The organism is Flavobacterium anhuiense, assembly GCF_050990855.1.
GTDB classification, from domain to species: domain Bacteria; phylum Bacteroidota; class Bacteroidia; order Flavobacteriales; family Flavobacteriaceae; genus Flavobacterium; species Flavobacterium anhuiense_C.
On sequence record NZ_CP158861.1, the window covers coordinates 4,964,295 to 4,987,873 of the forward strand.

Annotated in this window: 25 protein-coding genes; 15 read left to right on the forward strand and 10 right to left on the reverse strand. The window is 34.0% G+C overall.

Annotated features, from left to right (window positions below; all coding sequences use genetic code 11):
• Positions 1-50 precede the first annotated feature (50 nt).
• The 5 genes from ABTV69_RS21440 to ABTV69_RS21460 all read left to right on the forward strand — a co-directional run bounded on the left by ABTV69_RS21440 (position 51) and on the right by ABTV69_RS21460 (position 7,381).
• Complete coding sequence (locus tag ABTV69_RS21440) at positions 51-2,441, forward strand: 3-hydroxyacyl-CoA dehydrogenase/enoyl-CoA hydratase family protein (protein WP_433832479.1); 2,391 nt, start codon at positions 51-53, stop codon at positions 2,439-2,441.
• 105 nt (positions 2,442-2,546) lie between these two features.
• A complete protein-coding gene (locus ABTV69_RS21445; protein ID WP_207295242.1) occupies positions 2,547-3,728 on the forward strand; it encodes a thiolase family protein in 1,182 nt (393 codons plus the stop codon).
• 127 nt (positions 3,729-3,855) lie between these two features.
• Positions 3,856-4,206, forward strand: coding sequence for a four helix bundle protein (locus tag ABTV69_RS21450; protein WP_433832482.1), 351 nt, complete (start codon positions 3,856-3,858; stop codon positions 4,204-4,206).
• Positions 4,207-4,264: 58 nt separating this feature from the next.
• Entirely contained in the window at positions 4,265-6,055 is a 1,791-nt protein-coding gene (locus tag ABTV69_RS21455) for an acyl-CoA dehydrogenase family protein (protein WP_433832484.1), read from the forward strand.
• Positions 6,056-6,286: 231 nt separating this feature from the next.
• Complete coding sequence (locus ABTV69_RS21460) at positions 6,287-7,381, forward strand: glycoside hydrolase family 18 protein (protein ID WP_433832486.1); 1,095 nt, start codon at positions 6,287-6,289, stop codon at positions 7,379-7,381.
• 52 nt (positions 7,382-7,433) lie between these two features.
• Here ABTV69_RS21460 and ABTV69_RS21465 read toward each other — a convergent pair whose 3' ends face one another.
• From ABTV69_RS21465 to ABTV69_RS21480, 4 genes are all read right to left on the reverse strand, one after another.
• On the reverse strand, positions 7,434-7,925 hold the full coding sequence (locus ABTV69_RS21465) for a hypothetical protein (RefSeq protein WP_433832488.1): 492 nt from the start codon (positions 7,923-7,925) through the stop codon (positions 7,434-7,436).
• Positions 7,926-8,009: 84 nt separating this feature from the next.
• Positions 8,010-8,930 carry a transporter gene (locus ABTV69_RS21470; protein WP_433832490.1) on the reverse strand — a complete coding sequence of 307 codons (921 nt, stop codon included), beginning with the start codon at positions 8,928-8,930 and terminating at the stop codon, positions 8,010-8,012.
• Between the two features lie 44 nt (positions 8,931-8,974).
• Positions 8,975-9,493: a DUF4251 domain-containing protein gene (locus ABTV69_RS21475; protein ID WP_433832492.1), complete on the reverse strand. Its 519-nt coding sequence runs from the start codon at positions 9,491-9,493 to the stop codon at positions 8,975-8,977.
• Positions 9,494-9,497: 4 nt separating this feature from the next.
• The gene (locus ABTV69_RS21480) at positions 9,498-9,926 is read right to left on the reverse strand and encodes an META domain-containing protein (RefSeq protein ID WP_433832494.1); all 429 of its coding nucleotides are present in this window, start codon (positions 9,924-9,926) and stop codon (positions 9,498-9,500) included.
• 213 nt (positions 9,927-10,139) lie between these two features.
• Here ABTV69_RS21480 and ABTV69_RS21485 point away from each other — a divergent pair, with 213 nt between their 5' ends.
• Both ABTV69_RS21485 and ABTV69_RS21490 read left to right on the forward strand, forming a co-directional pair.
• Positions 10,140-10,667, forward strand: a complete 528-nt coding sequence (locus ABTV69_RS21485; protein WP_433832496.1) for a superoxide dismutase family protein — start codon at positions 10,140-10,142, stop codon at positions 10,665-10,667.
• 109 nt (positions 10,668-10,776) lie between these two features.
• On the forward strand, positions 10,777-11,979 hold the full coding sequence (locus tag ABTV69_RS21490; RefSeq protein WP_433832498.1) for an LETM1-related biofilm-associated protein: 1,203 nt from the start codon (positions 10,777-10,779) through the stop codon (positions 11,977-11,979).
• Between the two features lie 41 nt (positions 11,980-12,020).
• On the opposite strand, the gene can is transcribed toward ABTV69_RS21490, so the two are convergent.
• The 3 genes from can to ABTV69_RS21505 form a co-directional block, all read right to left on the reverse strand.
• A complete protein-coding gene (gene can, locus ABTV69_RS21495) occupies positions 12,021-12,656 on the reverse strand; it encodes a carbonate dehydratase (RefSeq protein WP_184160776.1) in 636 nt (211 codons plus the stop codon).
• A gap of 120 nt (positions 12,657-12,776) precedes the next feature.
• Complete coding sequence (locus ABTV69_RS21500) at positions 12,777-14,417, reverse strand: SulP family inorganic anion transporter (RefSeq protein WP_433832500.1); 1,641 nt, start codon at positions 14,415-14,417, stop codon at positions 12,777-12,779.
• Positions 14,418-14,904: 487 nt separating this feature from the next.
• Positions 14,905-15,384 (reverse strand): Dps family protein, encoded by a 480-nt coding sequence (locus ABTV69_RS21505; RefSeq protein WP_433832502.1) that lies wholly within the window; start codon positions 15,382-15,384, stop codon positions 14,905-14,907.
• Between the two features lie 107 nt (positions 15,385-15,491).
• Between ABTV69_RS21505 and ABTV69_RS21510 the strand changes: the two genes are divergently transcribed.
• Positions 15,492-16,439 (forward strand): LysR substrate-binding domain-containing protein, encoded by a 948-nt coding sequence (locus ABTV69_RS21510; RefSeq protein WP_433832504.1) that lies wholly within the window; start codon positions 15,492-15,494, stop codon positions 16,437-16,439.
• Between the two features lie 25 nt (positions 16,440-16,464).
• Here the strand turns inward: ABTV69_RS21510 and ABTV69_RS21515 are convergent, their stop codons facing one another.
• Together ABTV69_RS21515 and mnmD are read right to left on the reverse strand one after the other, a co-directional pair.
• Positions 16,465-16,662, reverse strand: coding sequence for a hypothetical protein (locus ABTV69_RS21515; protein ID WP_008468486.1), 198 nt, complete (start codon positions 16,660-16,662; stop codon positions 16,465-16,467).
• A 165-nt stretch (positions 16,663-16,827) separates the two neighbouring features.
• Positions 16,828-17,490 (reverse strand): tRNA (5-methylaminomethyl-2-thiouridine)(34)-methyltransferase MnmD, encoded by a 663-nt coding sequence (gene mnmD / locus ABTV69_RS21520; RefSeq protein ID WP_433832506.1) that lies wholly within the window; start codon positions 17,488-17,490, stop codon positions 16,828-16,830.
• 308 nt (positions 17,491-17,798) lie between these two features.
• Between mnmD and ABTV69_RS21525 the strand changes: the two genes are divergently transcribed.
• From ABTV69_RS21525 to ABTV69_RS21535, 3 genes are all read left to right on the forward strand, one after another.
• Positions 17,799-18,869 (forward strand): branched-chain amino acid aminotransferase, encoded by a 1,071-nt coding sequence (locus ABTV69_RS21525; RefSeq protein WP_433832508.1) that lies wholly within the window; start codon positions 17,799-17,801, stop codon positions 18,867-18,869.
• Between the two features lie 92 nt (positions 18,870-18,961).
• On the forward strand, positions 18,962-19,540 hold the full coding sequence (locus tag ABTV69_RS21530; protein WP_433832510.1) for a Crp/Fnr family transcriptional regulator: 579 nt from the start codon (positions 18,962-18,964) through the stop codon (positions 19,538-19,540).
• Positions 19,541-19,609: 69 nt separating this feature from the next.
• Positions 19,610-19,966: a DUF4406 domain-containing protein gene (locus ABTV69_RS21535; protein WP_433832512.1), complete on the forward strand. Its 357-nt coding sequence runs from the start codon at positions 19,610-19,612 to the stop codon at positions 19,964-19,966.
• 45 nt (positions 19,967-20,011) lie between these two features.
• Here the strand turns inward: ABTV69_RS21535 and ABTV69_RS21540 are convergent, their stop codons facing one another.
• Positions 20,012-20,392, reverse strand: a complete 381-nt coding sequence (locus tag ABTV69_RS21540) for a nucleoside triphosphate pyrophosphohydrolase family protein (RefSeq protein WP_198856490.1) — start codon at positions 20,390-20,392, stop codon at positions 20,012-20,014.
• 418 nt (positions 20,393-20,810) lie between these two features.
• Here ABTV69_RS21540 and ABTV69_RS21545 point away from each other — a divergent pair, with 418 nt between their 5' ends.
• The 4 genes from ABTV69_RS21545 (at position 20,811) to ABTV69_RS21560 (ending at position 23,563) form a co-directional block, all read left to right on the forward strand.
• A complete protein-coding gene (locus ABTV69_RS21545; protein WP_433832514.1) occupies positions 20,811-22,001 on the forward strand; it encodes an SRPBCC family protein in 1,191 nt (396 codons plus the stop codon).
• Positions 22,002-22,080: 79 nt separating this feature from the next.
• Positions 22,081-22,623, forward strand: a complete 543-nt coding sequence (locus ABTV69_RS21550) for an RNA polymerase sigma factor (RefSeq protein WP_433832516.1) — start codon at positions 22,081-22,083, stop codon at positions 22,621-22,623.
• Positions 22,624-22,656: 33 nt separating this feature from the next.
• Positions 22,657-23,076 (forward strand): hypothetical protein, encoded by a 420-nt coding sequence (locus ABTV69_RS21555; RefSeq protein WP_433832518.1) that lies wholly within the window; start codon positions 22,657-22,659, stop codon positions 23,074-23,076.
• A gap of 31 nt (positions 23,077-23,107) precedes the next feature.
• Positions 23,108-23,563 carry a sensor of ECF-type sigma factor gene (locus ABTV69_RS21560; protein ID WP_433832520.1) on the forward strand — a complete coding sequence of 152 codons (456 nt, stop codon included), beginning with the start codon at positions 23,108-23,110 and terminating at the stop codon, positions 23,561-23,563.
• Positions 23,564-23,579: the final 16 nt, after the last annotated feature.

A 23,579-nucleotide genomic window follows, 5' to 3' on the forward strand; every position in this document is an offset into this window, starting at 1 on the left:
CGCAAGACAAGAAATAATTCGAAAACTGCAAAAAACAAATTAACTAAAGTATGAAACGCACAATTAAAAAAGTTGCTGTAATTGGATCCGGAATTATGGGTTCAGGTATAGCTTGTCATTTTGCCAACATTGGTGTTGAAGTTTTACTGCTTGACATCGTTCCTCGCGAGTTGACAGAAGCTGAAGCTAAAAAAGGATTAACTCTTGAAAGTAAAGCCGTTCGCAACCGTGTGGTAAATGACCATTTGGCGAACTCATTAAAATCGAAACCCTCTCCTATTTACAGTCAGAAATTCGCTAGCCGAATCACTACTGGAAATACGACAGACGATATGGCAAAAATTGCTAATGTGGACTGGATCATCGAGGTCGTAGTGGAGCGTTTGGATGTTAAGAAATTAGTATTCGAACAAATCGACAAATTCCGCAAACCGGGAACTTTGGTTACTTCTAATACTTCTGGTATTCCAATTCACTTTATGAGCGAAGGAAGAAGCGAAGATTTCCAACAACACTTCTGCGGAACGCACTTTTTTAACCCTGCGCGTTACTTAAAATTATTCGAAATTATTCCTGGTCCAAAAACTTCTTCTGAAGTATTGGATTTCTTAAACGAATACGGTTCTAAATTCTTAGGAAAAACTTCCGTTGTTGCTAAAGATACTCCAGCATTTATTGGAAACAGAATTGGTATTTACGGAATTCAGAGTTTATTCCATTTGGTTAAAGAAATGGGATTAACGATTGAAGAAGTTGATAAATTGACTGGACCAGTAATTGGCCGTCCAAAATCGGCTACTTTCCGTACCGTTGACGTTGTTGGTTTAGATACTTTGGTGCACGTTGCTAATGGTATTTATGAAAACTGTCCAAACGACGAGCAACACGAATTGTTCAAACTTCCTGACTTCATCAACAAAATGATGGAAAATAATTGGTTAGGAAGCAAAACTGGACAAGGTTTCTACAAAAAAGTAGATAAAGATATTCTTTCTTTAGACTTAGATACATTAGAATACCGCGCTGCAAAAAAAGCAAATTTTGCCACTTTAGAATTAACTAAAACGATCGACAAACCAATCAATCGTTTTAAAGTTTTAGTAAAAGGAACAGACAAAGCAGGAGAATTCTACCGTAAGAGTTTCGCTGGAATGTTTGCTTATGTTTCAAACAGAATTCCTGAAATTTCAGACGAATTATACAAAATTGATGACGCTATGAAAGCTGGTTTTGGATGGGAAAATGGTCCATTCGAAATCTGGGATGCTATCGGTGTTGCAAAAGGAATTGAAATCATGAAAGCTGAAGGTTTAGAACCTGCTGCATGGGTGAACGAAATGTTGGCTTCTGGAAGCGACAGTTTCTATACTGTTAAAGAAGGTGCTACTTATTTCTATAACCTTCCAACAAAATCTCAAGTAAAAGTTCCTGGACAAGATTCATTTATTATTCTGAACAACATTCGCGAAAGCAAAAAAGTTTGGAGCAATAGTGGAGCAATTATCCAAGATTTAGGAGACGGAATCTTAAACTTAGAATTCCAATCTAAAATGAATACAATTGGTGGTGATGTTCTTTCAGCGATCAATAAAGCGATTGAATTAGCCGAAAAAGAACACCAAGGTTTAGTTATTGGAAACCAAGCTGCGAATTTCTCTGTTGGAGCTAATATCGGAATGATTTTCATGATGGCAGTTGAGCAGGAATACGACGAATTGAACATGGCTATCAAATTGTTCCAAGACACTATGATGCGTGTTCGTTATTCTTCAATTCCAGTAATCGTTGCGCCTCACGGAATGACTTTTGGTGGTGGATGCGAAATGAGTTTACATGCTGATAAAGTAGTTGCTGCTGCAGAAACTTACATGGGATTAGTTGAATTTGGTGTTGGAGTTATTCCTGGTGGTGGTGGTTCTAAAGAATTGACTTTAAGAGCTTCCGATTTATTCCGCAAAAACGATGTGGAATTGAACGTTCTTCAAGAATATTTCTTGACTATCGCAATGGCAAAAGTATCAACTTCAGGTTACGAAGCATTTGACACTGGACTTTTACAACATGGTAAAGATATCATTGTAGTAAACAAAGATCGTCAGATTGCTGAAGCTAAGAAACATGCCTTGCTAATGGCAGAAGCAGGTTACACACAGCCAATCAGAAGAAACGATATTAAAGTTTTAGGAAAACAAGCTTTGGGTATGTTCTTAGTTGGAACGGATCAAATGGAAGCTGGAAAATACATCTCTGAACACGACAAGAAAATCGCTAACAAACTGGCTTACGTAATGGCTGGAGGTGATTTATCTGAAGCAACTTTGGTTTCTGAACAATACTTATTAGATATCGAACGTGAAGCTTTCTTGAGTTTATGTACAGAGAGAAAAACCCTTGAGCGTATTCAGTATATGTTAACTAAAGGAAAACCGCTTCGTAACTAGAAAAATAGATAAAAAGAAGAAAGAAGCAAGAGAAAAGAAAAAACTCTGTTTTGAAATCTTGCTTCTTGCATCTTTCTTCTACCAATCTTAAAAAAAACAAAACAAATGAAAACAGCATATATAGTAAAAGCATATAGAACAGCAGTTGGAAAAGCTCCAAAAGGTGTTTTTAGATTTAAAAGACCTGATGAATTGGCTGCTGAAACCATTCAGTTTATGATGAATGAACTGCCTGATTTTGACAAAAAACGTATTGACGACGTTATGGTTGGAAATGCAATGCCAGAAGCAGAACAAGGACTTAACGTTGGTCGTTTGATCTCTTTAATGGGATTAAAAGTAGAAGACGTTCCTGGAGTTACAGTAAACCGTTACTGCGCATCTGGATTAGAAACTATCGGAATGGCAACGGCTAAAATCCAATCAGGAATGGCAGATTGTATCATTGCTGGTGGTGCAGAAAGCATGAGTTATATTCCGATGGGAGGTTACAAACCAACTCCAGATTATAAAGTTGCTGCTGCAGGTCACGAAGATTACTACTGGGGAATGGGTTTAACTGCTGAAGCGGTTGCCAAACAATACAACGTTTCTAGAGAAGATCAGGATGAGTTTGCTTACAATTCTCATATGAAAGCTTTAAAAGCACAAGCAGAAGGAAAATTTGACAAACAAATCGTTCCAATTACTGTCGAGCAGACTTTCATTAATGAAAATGGTAAAAAAGAAACAAAATCATACGTAGTTAATAAAGACGAAGGGCCAAGAGCTGGAACTTCTAAAGAAGCTTTAGCAGGTTTAAGACCGGTTTTCGCTGCTGACGGAAGTGTAACTGCTGGTAACTCTTCACAAATGAGTGACGGTGCTGCTTTCGTTTTAATCATGAGCGAAGACATGGTAAAAGAATTAAATCTTGAACCAATTGCACGTCTGGTAAACTTTGCTTCTTCTGGTGTTGAGCCAAGAATTATGGGTATCGGACCTGTAAAAGCGATTCCGAAAGCCTTAAAACAAGCAGGATTAACATTGAACGATATCGAATTAATTGAATTAAACGAGGCTTTTGCTTCACAAGCTTTAGCGGTAACTCGTGAATTAGGTTTAAATCCAGATATCGTAAACGTAAACGGTGGAGCAATTTCGTTAGGACACCCTCTAGGTTGTACTGGTGCTAAACTTTCTGTTCAGTTATTTGATGAGATGAAACGTCGTGGTAACAAGTACGGAATTGTTTCTATGTGTGTAGGTACAGGGCAAGGAAGTGCTGGGATATACGAGGTGTTGTAAAGACTTTTTAGAGGAAAGAAGCAAGAGGAAAGACTTTCTATTGGAATAAAAATACAGTCTGAAAATATTTTTAAAAAGTAGTAAAAAACTTACTTTTAATTTTTCTTCTTATCTTGCCATAAAAAACATGAAACACAATTTTAAGAATTTGAAAATTTGGATTATTGCTATGGAGATCACAAATGATATCTATAAACTAACTTCCTCTTTTCCAAAATCTGAAACCTATAGTTTGGTAAGTCAAATGAATCGATGTTCTGTTTCAATGCCTTCTAATATTGCCGAAGGTTCGAACAGAGGAAATAAACATTTTCAACATTATCTGAATATTAGTTTAGGATCGTCTTTTGAATTGCAGACACAATTGTTAATAGCTTGTCAGAACGACTATCTAACAAAAGAAAAAACAGAAAAATTAGAAAACAAAATAATTGAATTTCAAAGGATGACATCAGGTTTCATAAGCAAGTTAGATTAAATCTTTCCTCTTGCTTCTTGCTTCTTTTCATCTATAAAATCTAAAAAACAAAAAAGTCATGAGCGACAAAACAAGAGGAGGTCAATTCCTAGTTAAAGAAACAAAATGTGAAGATATCTTTACTCCAGAAGATTTCTCAGAAGAGCAGTTAATGATGCGTGACTCTGTAAAAGAGTTCGTAGACAAAGAATTATGGGCGCATAAAGATCGTTTTGAAAAGAAAGATTACGCTTATACCGAATCTTCAATGCGTAAAGCAGGTGAATTGGGACTTTTAGGAGTTGCAGTTCCAGAAGAATACGGCGGATTAGGAATGGGGTTTGTTTCTACAATGTTAGTTTGTGACTACATTTCTGGAGCAACTGGATCTTTCTCTACAGCTTTTGGTGCTCATACTGGAATTGGGACAATGCCAATTACACTTTACGGAACTGAGGAACAAAAGAAAAAATACGTTCCGAAATTAGCTTCTGGAGAATGGTTTGGTGCTTACTGTTTAACTGAGCCAGGCGCAGGATCTGATGCTAATTCCGGAAAAACAAAAGCAGTTTTATCTGATGACGGAAAATACTACTCTATTACAGGTCAAAAAATGTGGATTTCGAATGCAGGTTTCTGTAGCGTTTTCATCGTTTTTGCTCGTATTGGAGATGATAAAAACATTACAGGTTTCATCGTAGAAAACGATCCGTCAAACGGAATTTCTATGAATGAAGAAGAGCATAAATTAGGAATCCGTGCTTCTTCTACTCGTCAGGTTTTCTTCAATGAAACAAAAGTTCCAGTTGAAAACATGTTATCTGAAAGAGGAAACGGTTTCAAAATCGCTATGAATGCTTTGAACGTTGGACGTATTAAACTAGCTGCAGCTTGTTTAGATGCTCAAAGAAGAGTTACTTCTGGCGCTGTAAAATATGCAAACGAAAGAATTCAGTTCAATACTTCTATTTCATCTTTTGGAGCAATCCGTTCTAAATTGGCTGAAATGGCAACAAATGCTTACGCTGGAGAAAGTGCTTCTTACCGTGCTGCAAAAGACATCGAGGACAGAATTGCTGCTCGTGAAGCAGAAGGAACTTCTCACCAAGAAGCAGAATTGAAAGGTGTTGAAGAATACGCTATCGAGTGTTCTATCTTGAAAGTAGCGGTTTCTGAAGACGTTCAAAACTGTTCTGACGAAGGTATTCAAGTTTTTGGTGGAATGGGATTCTCTGAAGACACTCCGATGGAGAGCGCTTGGAGAGATGCTCGTATCGCTCGTATTTACGAAGGTACAAATGAAATCAACAGAATGCTTTCTGTAGGTATGTTGATCAAAAAAGCAATGAAAGGACATGTTGATTTACTTGGACCAGCAATGAAAGTTCAAGAAGAATTAATGGGAATTCCATCTTTTGATACTCCAGATTTCTCTGAATTATTCTCAGAAGAAAAAGTAATCGTGGCTAACTTGAAAAAAGTTTTCTTAATGGTTGCAGGAAGTGCTGTTCAAAAATATGGTCCAGATTTAGATTCTCACCAACAGTTATTAATGGCTGCTGCTGATATCTTGATCGAAATTTACATGGCTGAAAGTACCATCTTGAGAACTGAGAAATTAGCAAAATCTCAAGGTGAAGACAAAGTGCAAGAGCAAATTGCAATGGCAAAATTATACTTGTACAAAGCTGTAGATATCGTGAACTTAAGAGGAAAAGAAGGAATCGCTTCATTCTCTGAAGGAGACGAACAACGTATGATGTTAATGGGACTTAAACGTTTCACTAAATATACCAACCTGCCAAATGTTGTGGCATTGAGAGAAAAAATCGCAGAAAAATTAGTTGCAGAGAATTCATACTGCTTCTAATCTCAAAATAGTTTTTAGCTTTTAATTTGTTTAAGCCCGCGCAAGTCCGAAACTGCGCGGGCTTTTTTTACTTGTTTTTTTTTGTGAAAGGTATGACTTACAAGACGCAATAATTTTGCAACTATTTGCAAAATATTCGTTAAAATTGGTGTTCTAAAAGTGGCAGCATAGCTAAATATTAAATGTATTACAGTATATTTAACGTTCTAAAAACTATAAAAAAACAAAATAATGAAACAAATTACCCTAATCGCATCCTTTTTGCTGTGCTTTGGTCTTACCTCTACTTTCGCACAAAAAAATAAAAAAATGGATATTATCGCTTATTACACTGGCGACTCAGAACTTATTGACAAATATGAAGTCAACAAATTAAATCAAATCATTTTCAGTTTTTGTCATTTAAAAGACGGAAAATTAACTGTTGATTCAGATAAAGATTCTAATACAATTAAACATTTAGTGTCGCTTAAGGCTAAAAATCCACAGCTTAAAATTATTGTATCACTTGGCGGCTGGGGTGGTTGCGAGCCATGTTCTGAAGCTTTTTCTACAGCTGAAGGGCGCTTAAAATTTGCAAAATCGGTAAAAGAATTAAGTGATTCTTATAAAGTGGACGGATTAGATTTGGATTGGGAATATCCTGCAATTGAAGGACTTCCTGGGCATTTGTATCAAGCGGTTGATAAACAAAATTTTACTGAATTAGTAAAAATCCTGCGTTCGACATTAGGTAAAAAATACGAGTTAAGTTTTGCTGCTGGAGGATTTCAAAAATACTTAGACGAATCTATCGACTGGAAAGCAGTAACACCATTAGTTAATAGAATTAATATTATGAGTTATGATTTAGTAAACGGATATTCTCAGGTTACAGGTCATCATACACCTCTATACAGCACAAATCCAAAAGAAGAATCTACAGATCGAGCGGTTGAGTTTTTATTAAAACAAGGCGTTCCTGCAGAAAAATTAGTTATTGGGGGTGCTTTTTATACTAGGCAATGGATTAACGTAGAAAACATTAACAATGGTTTATATCAAGCTGGAAAACACGTTGAAGGTGTAAATTTTAAAGATTACGCGAAAACATATACAGAAGCAAACGGCTGGAAATATTTCTGGGATGATAAAGCAAAAGCTCCATACTGGTACAATGCTCAAACTAAAACTTTTGCAACATCAGATGATTTAAAATCTATCAAAGCAAAAGCAGAATATGTAAAAGCTAAAAAACTAGGCGGAATTATGTTCTGGGAACTTACTCTAGATAGCTTCCGCGACGGAATGGTAAATGAGATTTACAAAGTGAAAACTGAAAAATAAAAAAATAGGGAATCAAATTGATTCCCTATTTTTTTATTTATAAACCACTATTTTACATCGTTTTAGTTTTAGTCTTATCCATTTCGCCAATAAACGGAATGGCTTCTAAAATTTCGCTTCTAATTATTGTTTGAAGATAAACTTCCAGCTGAATAAATTTTGCCGCATTTATAGATCCAATTGCTTTTTTAGCCTGATTGTATGTTTTAGAGTAAAGCTTCTCGTAGTCAACATGATTTTTTAATGTAGCTTTAGCCAATTCATCAGCTTTAGCATCCGTTAAAGTTTCATAATTTGCCGCATAATCATTTAGCAATTGAAACTTTGTCTGCCCTAATGCTTTACGAGCTACTTCGTAATCATCATAAACTTTGGTAAAGGCTGTTGCTTGAGCATCAGATAAATTCATGTATTGTTTTACCAGATCACTTTTAGATTTTCCGTAAACACTTTGTACTACTTCTAAATCTTCTTTATATGAAGACTGTGCATAAGATGAAAATGAGGCTGCCGCCAAAATAAGAATAAGACCTAATTTTTTCATAGTTTTAATTTTAAATTTGTTTTTAAAAAATATATGCATACTCAAATATACTGATTTTAAACGCATTAAACCACTATACAACCTTTAAAAAAAAGAATACTGGTAAACTGCAGAGAGGGCATAATAATTTAGTCCATTGTTGGTATATGCCCCAACGTGATATTGAAATCTAAGAGATTGTCCTTTTGCAATTGGAGTAGAAAAAGTCGCTCCGACGCGCCAATTGTCAATTTGGCTATCATCGGCAACGCCATCAATAATTGTTTTTCCTCCAAAAAACCAAGTGGTATTAAAACCAAGCCACATCTGATTTTTAAAATAATAACTAGCATGCGCCTGCAAACTATACGTAGATTTTTGTTCCAGTTTTTTACCCATATAATCATTATTATCAGTATAAAACCAAACTCCAGCATATGCTTCAGCATAAACATGCCTAAATAGCTTGGAAACTCCTATTTCTGGTTTAAATCCCCAACGGTTTGTACCTATATTAACTTGTTTGTCGTCGTAATATCTTCCTGTAGGAACTGAAGTAACCAAACTTACCCCAAGAATCGTTTTCTGCTGAAAAGATCTAAATTCTGATTTGTCTAAAGCAGGCGAGCCCAAAAGATTAATTCCAACTCTAATTTTCATATCGGCAAAACCTGTTCTAGATCCTGTGAGAACATCGCCACTTGTTCGTGTTACCTCTCCATCCATAAAAGAATAAGGCAACGCCACCTGAACACGCGCCAGTTTATTATACATCCCAAATGTCCTGATATAATTTACAGCCAGATTATGACTTCGAAGAGTGAAATCGGCAATGGGCAAAGACGGATCTGTGAGCACATTTCCATTCATGAAAACGTATCCCGCTGCAATTACATTTAAATCTTTGGGAACATTAGCATACGCCCGAGGTTCCAAATCCTGACCAGACACAGAGAAAATACCAAAAGAAAAAAACAAAACCGAAAACTGCCACTTTTTTAATAACCAAAAAAACTTTCTTACCATAGATATTCAGACGAATTTGTGACAAGTTTGTTAAATGAATTATATTATTTTTTCTCCGTTGTTTTTGGAGCATATACTATTCCATCGTAATTAATTGGGGCTCTATTATTACTATTGATTGAAAGCGTTGCGCTTCCGTTATAAAAAATAGAAAACAGCAAATCATAAACATCACTCTTACCTCTTACTGTCGCTCTTAAAATTGTATTATTCTTTTTCGCTTCAACTTTAATATTTTCGGGCTTTCCTTCAAATTTTATTCCGCCATCGCCATTATATCCAACGCTATACGCTCGTCCGAAAAAAGGAAGATCACAAGTTGTACTATCGGTTTTAAACTTCAAAAAATAAGTATTATAATCTAGCTGAAGTAATCTTCCGCCTTGTGGTGTTGCTTTTTGAGCTTCAAAAACAAAATTTTGCGAATCTACAAGTGCTTTAATTTCATTTTGCTTCTTTAACTCTCTTTCTTGTTTGAGTTCTTTTTTTGATTTTTCCTGTGCATAAACCGAAAAACTAACAACATTTATCAGCAATAACAGAACAGATAATGTAGTTTTCATAACTTTATTTTTTAGTAAAACGCATCATTGCAATATCGCCAGAGATAAAATTCAATGTCTTACCATCATCTGTAATGTCGTAAGAAGTTATTTTTTGCAGCGTGTTCAAATAAGTTTGTTCACCTTGCAATCCATCCAAGCACATCATTTTAGTAACCGCCATTGGTTGCGTAAAATCTATTTTATTTCCTTCCACCACCAATTTTCCGGTGTAGGAATTACAGCTAGCATTGCCAGAAACCTGATTCTCTTTAGTATTAAATTTAATGTTAGGCTTTTTATTAGGATACAATCCTTCGAAAGCAATTTGAGGACCAGAAATATAATTCAGTTCCCAATTTCCATCAAGTTTAGAAACAGCATCCGTTTTTGCGCATTTGCAAGAAATTAAAAACGAACTAAAAAAAACGAGGGCAAAAATCTTTTTCATCATAACATTAAGAATTAAATGTGAGCGAATTAGATAAGATGGCTTCAGAAATTATTCGTTAAAAACCTATACGAATTTAAACAATATTTTCGGTTTTTAACCCAATCGATATTAATTTATAACGTATAGTTTGACTTTTTTTTAACTTTTAGAGTTAATCAATTCCGTTATTTTATGTTAAATTTACTTAATCTTTAATTAAAAATGCCCGTAGATATGAAAAAACTAATTGTTTCTTTCGCTATAATTACAGCCTTAATCGTTGGCTGTAAAACAAATAACAAATCAAATGATGCTAAAACTCTAACTGTTGCATTAGAGCCAAAAAGCAATAGTAAAGTTGCTGGAACTGCTACTTTTGTCGAAAAAAATGGCAAGGTGACTTTTACAGCAAAAATTACAGGATTAGAACCTGGAGTTCACGCCATCCATATTCATGAAAAAGCAGATTGTAGTTCGGCAGACGGAAGCTCTGCAGGAGGACACTGGAATCCAAAGTTCAAAAAACATGGAAAATGGGGAGTTGGAGAATACCATGCAGGTGATATCGGAAACTTTACTGCTGACGCAAAAGGTAACGGATCTATCACTCTTACTACTGACGAATGGTGTATTGGCTGCGGAGATGCTAATAAAGATGTTTTAGGAAAAGGTTTAATTGTTCATGCTGGAACAGATGACTTTACCACTCAGCCAACAGGAAATGCCGGAGGAAGAGTTGCTTGCGCAGGAATCATTAAATAAGAAAAATTTGAATAACCACTATTTTTAACAAAATCTAGTGGTTATTTCATTTTAAAATGAATTCTAAAACAAGAAAAAGACCTAGCTTTGCATCAGCAAAATTAAGTCAATGATTAACCCATCAGCACCAGGCTGGATCGACAAGTTCTTTAGCGAACAAAAGTTTTCAGAAGCCATTCCTTTTGAAACTGTGGATTCTTTCTACTATAAAGTGAGAGAAACGGGATTTATCTATGGACACATTATTGCTTTAGACACACCAGTTCCGATTACGATAAAAGGCTGGTTTAAAACCGAAATTTCCAAAGTAGCTTTACTAAATACGCTCTATCATGTTTTTTGTTTAGAGAAAAGAAGTTCGGAACCTAACAATTTCATTTCAGAAGTTTTAAAGTTTTACAAGCAAATGAATCCAGAAGGCTTTAATTTGCTGAAAATTTTATTACCAAAAGACACTCCTTCCATATCTCTGGAAAACATCATTGACCAAAGAGTTCAAACTAACGACAGTATCATTAGCAAAAACTTTTCGCATTTGGTCACCAATGCTTTATTGTTTATTGATGTCCTAGCTTTCAGACAATACTTGGAGCATGGAGAAATTCCTGATAAATATTTAAAAAGAATTGAAGAAACTGTTCTCGGAATTGTTGGTTTGGCTTTAAAAACCAAAACCGTAAAATCACAGCACGATGATTTATTGATCAAACTTTTTGAAGCATCAATACGTTATTCTAAATTTTCTAAAGTTACAGTTGAGACTTTAGAAACTCTAAATTTAGATTACTTCAAAAACAGACTTGAACAATATTATCTAATCGATATGGCCGGAATGGCCCTATGGAGCGATGGAGTTGTAGAAAATGAAGAATCGTATTTTCTTTATGCTTTAGGTTCAACAATGGGAGTTGGCGACGATTTTGTAACCAAAAGTATGGATACAACCAATGCTTTTATTACTACCCATAAAAAGAAGATTCCGTACTTTAATTATTCAAATCCTGTTAAGCATTTTTATGACCAAATGACACATAGTGTAGTCAAATTAATCATAAGAAACAAAAACAGATTAATTAAAGAAATTGTTCAAAGTAAAGAATTAATGGTGCTTCTCGCCTATTCCACAACGCGAGATTTGGATGCGAAAGAAAAGAAGAAAGTAAAAAAACAGCTTTTGGACATCTGCAAAACGATTCCTTCGTTAACCATCTTTTTACTTCCAGGAGGAAGTTTATTACTGCCGATATTAATCAAGTTTATTCCAACGATGCTACCTTCAGCATTTAATGAGAATTTAGACGAAAATGAATAAAAAAAATCGCCCTTTTATAGGGCGATTTCTATTTCTCAGTATTAAAGATCTAATTGGTAAACTTCATCTAGCTCATCGTTTGAAGCAATGTTTACATCTAGGTCAGTCACAAAACCTGAATTCAGGCCGTAAACCCAACCATGAAGCATTAAATCTTGTCCATTTTTCCAAGCATTTTGAACAATTGATGTTTTTGCTAAGTTGTAAACTTGCTCTTTTGTATTGATTTCAACAAAAGCATTAAAACGCTCTTCTTCGTTTTCAATCGAATTTAAATATTTATCATGTAGACGATATTCATCTTTAATGTGACGAAGCCAGTTATCTATAATTCCAACAGATTGGTGTCCCATCGCCGCCTTTACACCACCACATCCGTAGTGCCCGCACACGATAATGTGTTTAATTTTCAAAACATTTACAGCGTAATCCAATACACTCAACATGTTCATATCAGAGTGCACCACCATATTCGCAATGTTTCTGTGCACAAAAACTTCACCTGGTTTTGCACCCACTATTTCGTTTGCAGGAACACGGCTATCAGAACAACCAATCCATAATAATGGCGGCTGTTGTCCTTTAGCCAAATCAGCAAAATAATTAGGATCTTTTGCCAATGAAGTTTCAACCCACTTCTTATTGTTTTCTAATAACTGCTCATAAAATTTTCTCATTTCTTTATTTTTTGTGTGGTAATTTCTAATTCTAGGAATGTCTCAAAAAAGAACTTGAATGTAAAGTTACCTAAAATTTGACATTTCTAGGGCTTTAAAAACACCTATTTTTAATTATTCTTATCTAATAACTTCTTTTTGAACCACTTCCCTTTTTGCCACATCATAGTAATGTTCTATGGTTACATGATTGTGATTTTCGGGAGTATTTTCTAATTCGTAAGCTTCTTTAAACCCTTTAAGCTTTACTTTGATGTTTTCATCGATTGCTCTGGTATCTTTAAATTCGCGAATTAAATCTAAGACATCGTGCGAAATATATTCTGTATCATGAGCATTAATGATAACTTTAGAATTCTCTGGAATTTCAGATAAAGTTTGTTTAATAGCCGCTTTATTCAAAAACGAAACTTCTTGAGCTAAATCGATATGAATAATATCTCCATCCTCGTATTCTTCTTTTTTGAAGTTGTACGCTCTTTTTAAGTTTCCTCTTAAAACGAAAATGATACTAATCACAATTCCCAGCGCAACACCTTTTAGCAAATCTGTCGCAACGACAAAGACCAAAGTTGCAATGAAAGGGACAAACTGGTATTTCCCCTTTTTCCAGAAATGCATAAAGGCTGCTGGTTTTGCTAATTTATATCCTACCAAAATCAAAACAGTCGCCAATGTTGCCAATGGTATTTTGTTTAAAATTGCTGGTATAGACAACACACTTATTAATAAAAGTACACCATGAATGATGGCCGACATTTTAGATTTTGCTCCTGCATTGTTGTTAGCAGAAGATCGCACCACTACAGAAGTCATTGGCAAACCTCCCAAGAGAGAACTTACAATATTACCAACACCCTGTGCTCTAAGCTCTACATTGGTATTGGTATAACGTTTTTGCACATCCATTCTATCAGTAGCTTCAATACATAAAAGCGTTTCAATAGAAGCGACAATGGCAATTGTAATAGCAACTACCCAAACTTGCGGATTTGTAACAGCGGTGAAGTCTGGTGTAATTATAATTGATTTAAAGTCTTCAAAAGATTTTGGAACTGGCAAAGAAACCAAATGTTCTTTTGCAATTGCCAAAGTGCTTCCAGTAGATACAAATATTTCGTTTAAAACTACTCCAGCTATAACAGCAACCAAAGCTCCAGGAACCAGTTTTATCCTTTTTAAGAACGACACTTTATCCCAAGCTAATAAAATTACCAATGAAACTGCAGAAACCACTACAGCACCAAGATGAATATGATTTAAAACATCAAATAGAAATGAAAATGAATTACTTCCATCATTTTGAATAAAAGCTTGATCACCTTCATAATCTGCATCATAACCAAAGGCATGAGGTATTTGTTTTAAAATGATAATAATTCCGATACCGGCTAACATTCCTTCAATTACGTTTGTTGGAAAATAGTTTGATATACTCCCAGCTTTTAAAAATCCTAATGCTAATTGAATTAATCCAGCAATAAATACAGACATTAAAAATACATTGAAAGCTCCCAAATCGGTAATTGCGGTTAAAATGATAGCTGTTAACCCAGCAGCTGGACCTGATACACTAATATGCGATTGGCTCAAGTATCCTACTACGATACCACCAACAACACCAGCGATAATTCCAGAAAATAATGGTGCTCCAGAAGCCATTGCAATACCTAAACACAACGGAAGAGCTACCAAGAAAACCACTAAACCTGAAGCAAAATCAGATTTAAGGTTGGCAAAAAGATTGATTTTTTTTGTCATAATATAATACTAAAAAAATTATTCATTAAAGATTTACCACATCTCGATAGAAATGCAGCTAAAGTTCAAAATAATCGGGAAGTATTATGCTATGTTAGGTGGTGGAGCAAAGATGCTCGGAGAGATGTTGTCTAGTTTGACAATGTTTTCAGAAATGATTGTTTTTTTCTCGATGCAAACCGGAATTAAAACTTCGTGCTCAAGAATAGTGGGATGAACTATATTTTTAAGTTCTTTGTGCACTTCTTCTTCAGCAATGCTAATAGATATAGCCGCGCTATTCCCTTTCTTTAACGCCTGAACAATTGTTGGGGTCGATAAGAAGGCAATGAATATGAATAATAATATGCGAGCTACAAATTTCATCAGAACAAAAATAGCGTTAAACAAATAAAATCAAAGAAAATTCATAGAAATTTAACACAAACAAAAAAGCAGAATGCAATTTTTATTCCATTCTGCTTTTAATTATTTAAAAAACAAGTCTTTATAAAGTTTCTTCCAGCCAAGCGTTCATCATCCAAATTGTCTTTTCTTGTTCAGAAATGAAGTCGCTCATCATAGAATTGGTTCCTTCATCATTAATTTCATCCGATTTGTTCAATATTTCTCTTTCGATTTTTAATAAATCTGATAGCGAATGAACAATTAACTGAACCGCTTTCTCGTCGTTAGAAATATTTTTTCCAATCGCTAATTTATTATTCTGAATATAATCTTCAAAAGTATGCAATGGCGTTCCTCCTATTGTCAGAACCCTTTCAGCAATCATATCGATTTTTAATTGCGCGTCTGTATATAATTCTTCAAATTTTACATGTAAATCAAAGAAACGTTTTCCACGAATGTTCCAATGAATTCCTCTTAAGTTTTGGTAATACACTTGAAAATTTGACAATAATACATTCAATTCTTTTACTAACAATTCTGATTCTTTTACAGGCAACCCTAAAATATTCGTCTTCATAATCTATTTTTTTACACTAATTTACTACAAATTTAGCCTAACTTTACCAAAATAAATATAAATAAAAATTATATTTTCTTATTTTTGCATCACAAATTACTATCAACATGACTATAACTCAATTACAATATGTGTTAGCGGTTGCTGAGCATAAAAATTTCACACTTGCCGCAGAAAAGTGCTTCGTAACACAGCCCACCTTAAGTATGCAAATACAAAAAATCGAAGAAGAACTTAATATTTTAATTTTCGACAGAAGCAAAAAACCCATTCAACTTACTGATATAGGCCAAAAAATTGTAAGTCAGGCAAAAAATATCGTAAACGAAGCGGATCGAATCAAGGATATTGTAGAACAGCAGAAAGGTTTTATCGGAGGAGAATTTCGTTTGGGAATAATACCGACGATTATGCCGACTTTACTTCCAATGTTTTTGAATAATTTCATTAAAAAATATCCAAAAGTAAAACTCTTAATTGAAGAGTTGAACACAGAAGAAATTATCTTAAAACTCAAAAACGGACATTTGGACGCTGCCATTGCTGCAACACCTCTTGAAGACGAAAAAATCAAAGAAATTGTTTTGTATTTTGAACCTTTCGTAGCGTATATACCAGAGCATCATGCTAGTTTTCAAAAAGAAGAAATTGAAGTTGCCGATTTAAATTTAAATGAAATTCTGTTATTACAAGACGGACACTGCTTTAGAGACGGTATTTTAAATTTGTGCAAAAATGTCTCAGACGCCGATCAAACTAATTTCCAGATTCAAAGCGGGAGTTTTGAAACCTTAATTAAATTGGCAGACGAAGGCCTTGGTACAACGCTACTTCCGTACTTGCACACCTTAGACTTAAAAGAATCCGACAAACTGAAACTCCGTAATTTTAAGGAGCCAAAACCTGCTCGAGAGGTAAGTTTAATCTACCCAAAGAGCGAATTAAAAATGCAAATCATTGATGCACTAAGATCTACAATTGCAGGCGTTGTGAAAGGCGCAATTGTTTTTCAGAATGTTCAAATCATTAGTCCGCTACAAAAGAAAGCACAATAAAAAAGGAGCCAATTGGCTCCTTTTTTTATACTTTAATTAGCTGTAGACTTTGTTTTAATTCTGGTTTTCCAACTACGAAATTTAGTAACCATTCTTGTAATTGTTCCATTTCGTAAGGTAACAGTGTTTTGATAGCTTTTTCTAACTCTTTGCAGAAAAGTACCGGGTCGAAACTAACTCTTTCAAGTATTGATTTCGTGTAATCAAACATCATTTTTGACATAATAAAATAAGATTTTCGGGGGTTATCTAATTTTTAAACTCGAGCCAAATTTAAACAAATAACCGAGATAAATTCTATTTTTAACTTATTTTTTTAAAAACTTTAGCAACGAATACGTTTTCTTAAAACATATAAATCAATATAGAATTTTTCTAAATAACTCATTTAAACCTTTTTAAAAGCTCTAAACATTTCTCTTTTTCCTGGAGGTCCTGCCAATTTTTCTACAGTAAATCCAACCTCGATCATGCTCCTTTTAACAACTCCGCGAGCGGCGTAGGTAACAAGAACTCCGTCTGGCTTTAAACTATTATACATTTTCTGAAAAATCTCAGTACTCCAAAGTTCTGGTTGCACTCTATAACCAAAGGCATCAAAATAAATCAAATCAAAAATTTCAAAATCGTTGATTTCATGAAAAAATTGTTTCCTTTTGGTTAACGAGAACAGATCGCAAATTTCTATTTTTACATCCCATTCCGATTTATGCATTTTTTCAAAAATGTTATAAAATTCCGATGCTTCTAATTCATCCGCATAATTCATTGCTAGAATCTCTTCTGCATCAACGGGATACGCTTCTACTCCAACATACTCAATATTTTGCTTTTTTCGAACAGATTCCAAAAAAGTAATAAAAGCATTTAATCCTGTCCCAAAACCAATCTCTAATATACTTATAGGACCATCGAATAACGAAAGTCCATTTTTGATAAAAACATGTTTTGCCTCTTGAATTGCACCATGTTTAGAATGATAGCATTCGTCCCACTCTGGCAAACGAATTGTAGTTGAGCCATCTAGCGTTTTAATTATTTCTCTTTTCACCTTTTTAAGAATTTATCAATAGCTTTTTATTGATTTTCAAGCCATTTTAATATTCAAATTTAGTCAAAACAAATGCGTAAAGCCTTAAAAATCGATAGTTTTTTCATAAATTCTTTATAAAAATCAACTAAATATTTGAGTTTATTATAGGATAAATAAATCTCAGTCAAAACGAGTAAATAATGAATTTTCATTAAGTATTTTACAGATTTTTACGTAATTTTGCATTCAATAAATTTCATTTTACACGATATCATCACTTTAGTTTTCTGATAGTGAAGAATATCTCACAAAAAACTTACATAACTATGAGTACAACTCAAACGAGCAAAATTGAAATCATTAAAGCTACTTCTACAAAAATCAACGAAGTAGATTTTGACAACTTAAGTTTTGGTGCTGTATTTACAGACCATTTATTCGAATGCGATTTTAAAAACGGGCAATGGCAAAATCCTGTCATTAAGCCTTATGCTCCAATTTTGATGGATCCATCTTCAAAAGTTTTCCACTACGGACAAGCTATTTTTGAAGGAATGAAAGCTTATAAAGATGAGAATAATGACATTTGGTTGTTTAGACCAGATGAAAACTACAAACGTTTTAATAACTCTGCTGTCCGTATGGCTATGCCAGAAGTTCCAGAAGCTATTTTTATGGATGGTTTAAATGAATTATTGAAACTTGATCAAGAATGGATTCAAAGAGGAAACGGAGCTAGTATGTACATCCGTCCTTTTATGATTGCTACAGGTCCTGGAGTTATCGCAAATCCTTCTGATGAATATAAATTTATGATTTTACTTTCTCCTGCAAAAGCTTATTATGGAGGTGAAGTAAAAGTTATTATTGCTGAACATTTCAGTAGAGCTGCAAATGGTGGAATCGGAGCTGCAAAAGCTGCTGGAAACTATGCTGCTCAATTTTACCCAACTAACTTGGCAAACAAAGATGGTTTCCAACAAGTTATTTGGACAGATGATGCAACACACACAAAACTAGAAGAGGCGGGAACAATGAACGTTTTCTTCAGAATCAACGATACTTTATTGACAGCCCCAACAAGCGAAAGAATTTTAGATGGTGTTACTAGAAAAAGTTTGATCGCAATGGCTGAAAAAGAAGGATTAAATGTAGAAGTTCGCCCAGTAATTGTTTCAGAATTGGTTGAAGCTGCTAAAAACGGATCTTTGAAAGAAATCTTCGGAGCAGGAACTGCTGCGGTTATTAGCGTAATCAAAGGATTCTCTTATAAAGATGAATATTTTGAAATGGCTCCAATCGAAAATTCGTATGCTTCTTTCTTAAAAGAAAAACTAACAAGTCTTCAAAACAAACTTTCTGAAGATACTTACGGATGGACCGTTAAAGTTCAATAATCCAAAACCATACTAGAAGAGAGTCCGATATTTCAAAAAAGAAATATCGGACTTTTATTTTACACCTATAATTATACCATACATCTAGCGAAATGGATCCCGATTCGGTTTTAAAAAATATAGCCAAACATATTGAACTTGACGAGAATGAAAAATCTTACTTTCTTTCTCTTTTAAACGAAAAGAAATATTTAAAAAAAAGTATGCTTTTAGAAGAAGGAGAAATTTGCCGAACCATCAACTTTGTGCAATCAGGCACTTTAAGATCCTTTTTTAGAGATTCTGCCGGAAAAGAATCTACCATTATGTTTGCCATATCAGACTGGTGGATTACCGATATGGCTTGCTTTCTCAATCAGCAACCTGCCATGCTCAACATTGAAGCAATTGAAGACAGCAACATCCTTTCCTTGAAAAAAGAAGATCTTGATGATTTGTATATTAAGATTCCAAAATTTGAACGATTCTTTAGAATTATCATGCAAAACGCTTACGTAAGAGAACAAATTAGAGTTATTCAAAACCTTTCGCTTACTGCAGAACAGCGTTATCACATTTTCTTGGAGAAATATCCCGAAATTTCCAAACAGGTCAAACAAAAACAAATAGCTTCTTATTTAGGAATTACGCCTGAGTTCTTGAGTATGATTCGGGCTAATAAAAGCAAGTAAGCCATTTTCTTAAACTACATTATTTTTTCCTTACTTCTTTTTTGTGTGCTTTGCTAAAAAATAAACATTATGCTTATACTTATCGCAGGACCTTATAGAGGTGGGACAAATGATGATCCTAAATTAATTCAACAAAATTTAGAAAAATTAGAATCTGTAGCATTGCCATTATTCCGAATGGGACATCTACCCATAATTGGCGAATGGCTTGCGTTGCCTCTTCTTCATTTAGCCGGTTCAAAACAGATTGGCGATAGCTTTTGGGACGAAATTCAATATCCAGTCGCACACCGACTTCTCGAAAAATGCGATGCTGTATTAAGACTTGAAGGGGAATCTAAAGGTGCTGATAACGATGTAAGAATTGCAAAAGAAAGAGGCTTAAAAATTTACTATCGATTAGAAGATGTTCCTAATGAACTTTAAAAAAAGAAACCCGATAAATTTTATTTTATCGGGTTCTATTTTTTATTAGAATAATTTCGAAAAATCTGGCTTAAAGTAGTTTGGTCCTTTCATTACTTTTCCATCTTCACGATAAATTGGTTGGCCGTCTTCTCCTAATTTACTCATATTGCTTCGTTGGATTTCGTCAAAAACAGCTTCAATTTTATCTTGAAGTCCGTGTTCAATGATTGTTCCGCACAAAATATACATCATATCTCCAAGAGCATCTGCAATTTCAACTAAATCATTATTCTGAACCGCTTCATAATATTCCTCATTTTCTTCCTTCATCAAATTATAACGAAGCAATTTTTTCTCCGCTCCTACATCGGCCTTTGGAGTAGTACTGTGGCCAATTCTAAAAGCAGTGTGAAATTCTGTAACGGCGTCAAGTTGTTTTTTCATATAGTAGTTTTCTTTTTTGGGCTAATTTAAGTCACTTTCTGATAAATATGAAAATTTATTCAACGAAATGAAAAGGCAATTTAGCAGCAAATCGTTTACAAATGGCTAAATTTGCTAAAAAATTTTTATCACTATGTTCAGTCAAGGTCAAATACTATTTGGAGTCTGCTTTTTTATCGCTTTTGTAATTATTATGATATTTGCTTATCGAAAAGACCTAAAATTACACAAAGTCTTTTACAAAGGAAATTACAAAGTATTGCTTGCCTTTCTACTTTTCATTGTCCTTTTGTTTGTAATCAAGATCTTTTTAAAAAGATAATTTTTCTGGTTGCAATAAAATAAAAACTAATAATTATAGGTTATTAGTAAGACTCATAATAAAATTTATAACTTTACCGAAACCAATCAATCTACCATGAAAATTCTAAAGTATTTATTTCTTTTCGCCCTATTAAGTTTCGTCGCCCTTACTGTTTTTGTTGCTACTCAAAAAGGCGATTTTTCTGTAGAGAGAAGTAAAGTTATTAATTCGCCACGTACGACGGTTTATAACTACTTAAACGACTTTAGAAATTACGAAGATTTTGAATCTTGGTCTGTTGAAGATCCTTCCATCAAAATGACATACGCTAATAAAACTAGCGGAAACGGCGCGGCCTTTTATTGGGATGGTGCTGAAGGTAAAGGAAACTCGATCATTCTTAAAACCAAAGAAGGCGAAAGCATTGACCAAAAAATGCAATTTGACGGAACGGAAGCTGATGTAAATTGGACTTTAAAAGATACTTTGAACGGAAAAACAAAAGTTACTTGGAAAGGAAAGGGAACTATGAGTTTTCTATTTAAAATATATACAGCTCTTCACGGAGGTTCTGATAGAGTGATTGGAACCATTTACGAGAAAAGTTTAGCTAATATTGATAAAAACTTAGATTACGAAACTAAAACTTACGCTGTCACAGTAGACGGAGTGGTAAAAAAAACTGAAACACCTTATATCAAACAAACTTTTACTAGTGAAATTGCCAAAGTAAATAAAAACGCTAGAATTGTAATTCCGAAGCTTATTCATTTTAGCGAAACAAACGGTTTGTCTGCAAGTGGAAAACCCTTCATTATTTATCACACCTATGACACCAAAACTGGTTTAGCTAAAATTTCAATTTGCCTACCTATTAACAAAGAAATTTCAACCAGTTCAGGAAGCGATATTTTATCTGGAAAACTAAATGGCTTTGATGCTGTAAAAACCACTCTTAACGGAGATTACTCACATAGAAGTGAAGCAATTGCAAAAACAACTGCTTATATAAACAACCAAAAGATCATTCCTGATTTGAGCTGGTCACATCTTGAAATCCTGACTTTAAGCAAACTGGACGTAAAAGCTTCTTCAAAATTGGTGACTGAAATTTATTTTCCAATAAAACCAAAAGTAGTTCCTGTTGTTGCTGAGCCTGTTTATGCTCCAGAAAGTACTGGCGAAACTACAACAAGTGAACCGCGTACAGAGCAACCGCGCACAGAGCCTGTAAAACGCAAACCGGCAGCACCTGCTCCTGCTCCTACGCAAACGCCTGCGCAAGAAGAAGATTCAGAATTTTAAATAATTTCGTAAGTGCATTAAACCTTTTGCACTAAATTCTGTCTAACTTCTATTAAAGAAAGTTTACAAAACAAAAAGTTTGATAGACGAGAAAGAATTTATAAAACAATTATTAAGCCCTGAAACGCAAAATATTGCGTTTCAAAAACTCTTGTCTGATTATCAGAAACCTTTGTATTCTCATATTCGAAACATTGTTTTGAATCATGATGATGCCGACGATGTTTTACAGAATACTTTTGTAAAAGTCTTTCAAAATCTAAAAAACTTTAAAGGAGAAAGTAAACTTTTTTCCTGGATGTATCGCATTGCAACCAACGAAGCTTTGACTTTTTTGTCGCAAAAAGCAAAATTAAGTGGGATTTCGTCTGAAGATCTGCAGAATAAAACAATCGACAATTTAAAAGCTGATCTTTATTTTGATGGAGACGATATTCAAATTAAACTTCAAAAAGCAATTGTAACGCTTCCAGAAAAACAGCAATTGGTTTTCAAAATGAAATATTTTGAAGAATTAAAATACGAAGAAATCGCAGATATTCTTGGAACATCCGTCGGAGCTCTAAAAGCCTCTTATCATCACGCAGTAAAAAAAATTGAATTATATGTTACATCAAATTAAACCTTTTGTAACCAAAACTATCTTATAAGTATTATGAAAACATTTAAATTAGAAAACGAACCCAAAATAAAATCTGGCTTTAAAACTCCAGAGCATTATTTTGATACTTTTTCAGAAAAGGTTTTACAGCAATTAAACGAAAAAGAAGTTAAAGTAATTCCTTTTTACAAACGTAAAAAAATCATTTCTCTGGTAGCAGCTGCAGTAATTGCTTTTGCATTATTAATACCAATTGTAAATAATTACAGAGCCAATTCTAACGAACTTGATGAAGCCACTTTAGAAACTTATTTATCGTATCACTCTAATATCAGCCAATACGATTTAATTCAAACCTTAGACGACAGTGATATTGAAAAATTAGGCAACGATGTTACTCTAGAAGACGAAACACTAGAAGACATTCTAGCCACAAGTCCAAACATAGAACACTTAATTTCAGAACAAAATTAAATCAAACTTAACTCAACAACTTAACTTAACAATGAAAATAAAAAACATTTTACCGCTATTGCTCTTTCTGACAAGTTTTTCCTTTTTTGCGCAAAATGGAAAAATTGATGAAAAGCGAGAAAAAATTAAAGCTTTTAAAGTGTCATTTTTAACAACAGAATTGGAATTAACTTCAACTGAAGCCGAAAAATTCTGGCCAATTTATAATGCTTACGACGATAAGCAATATGAATTAAAGTATCTGAAAATGAAAACTTATATTAAACAGCTAAAAGATGAGAATTTAAAAAATCTTTCAGATAAAGAGGCCGCAACTTTATTATCTCAAATCGAAAGTACCGATAAAGAAATATATCAGCTTCGTGAAAAATACATGAGTAATCTAAAAAAAGTACTTTCTGCCAAGAAAATATTATTGCTTAAAAAATCGGAGGACGATTTTAATCGAAAATTATTACAGCAATATCGCGATAAAGGCAAAGACTAAACTTAACGAAACAACA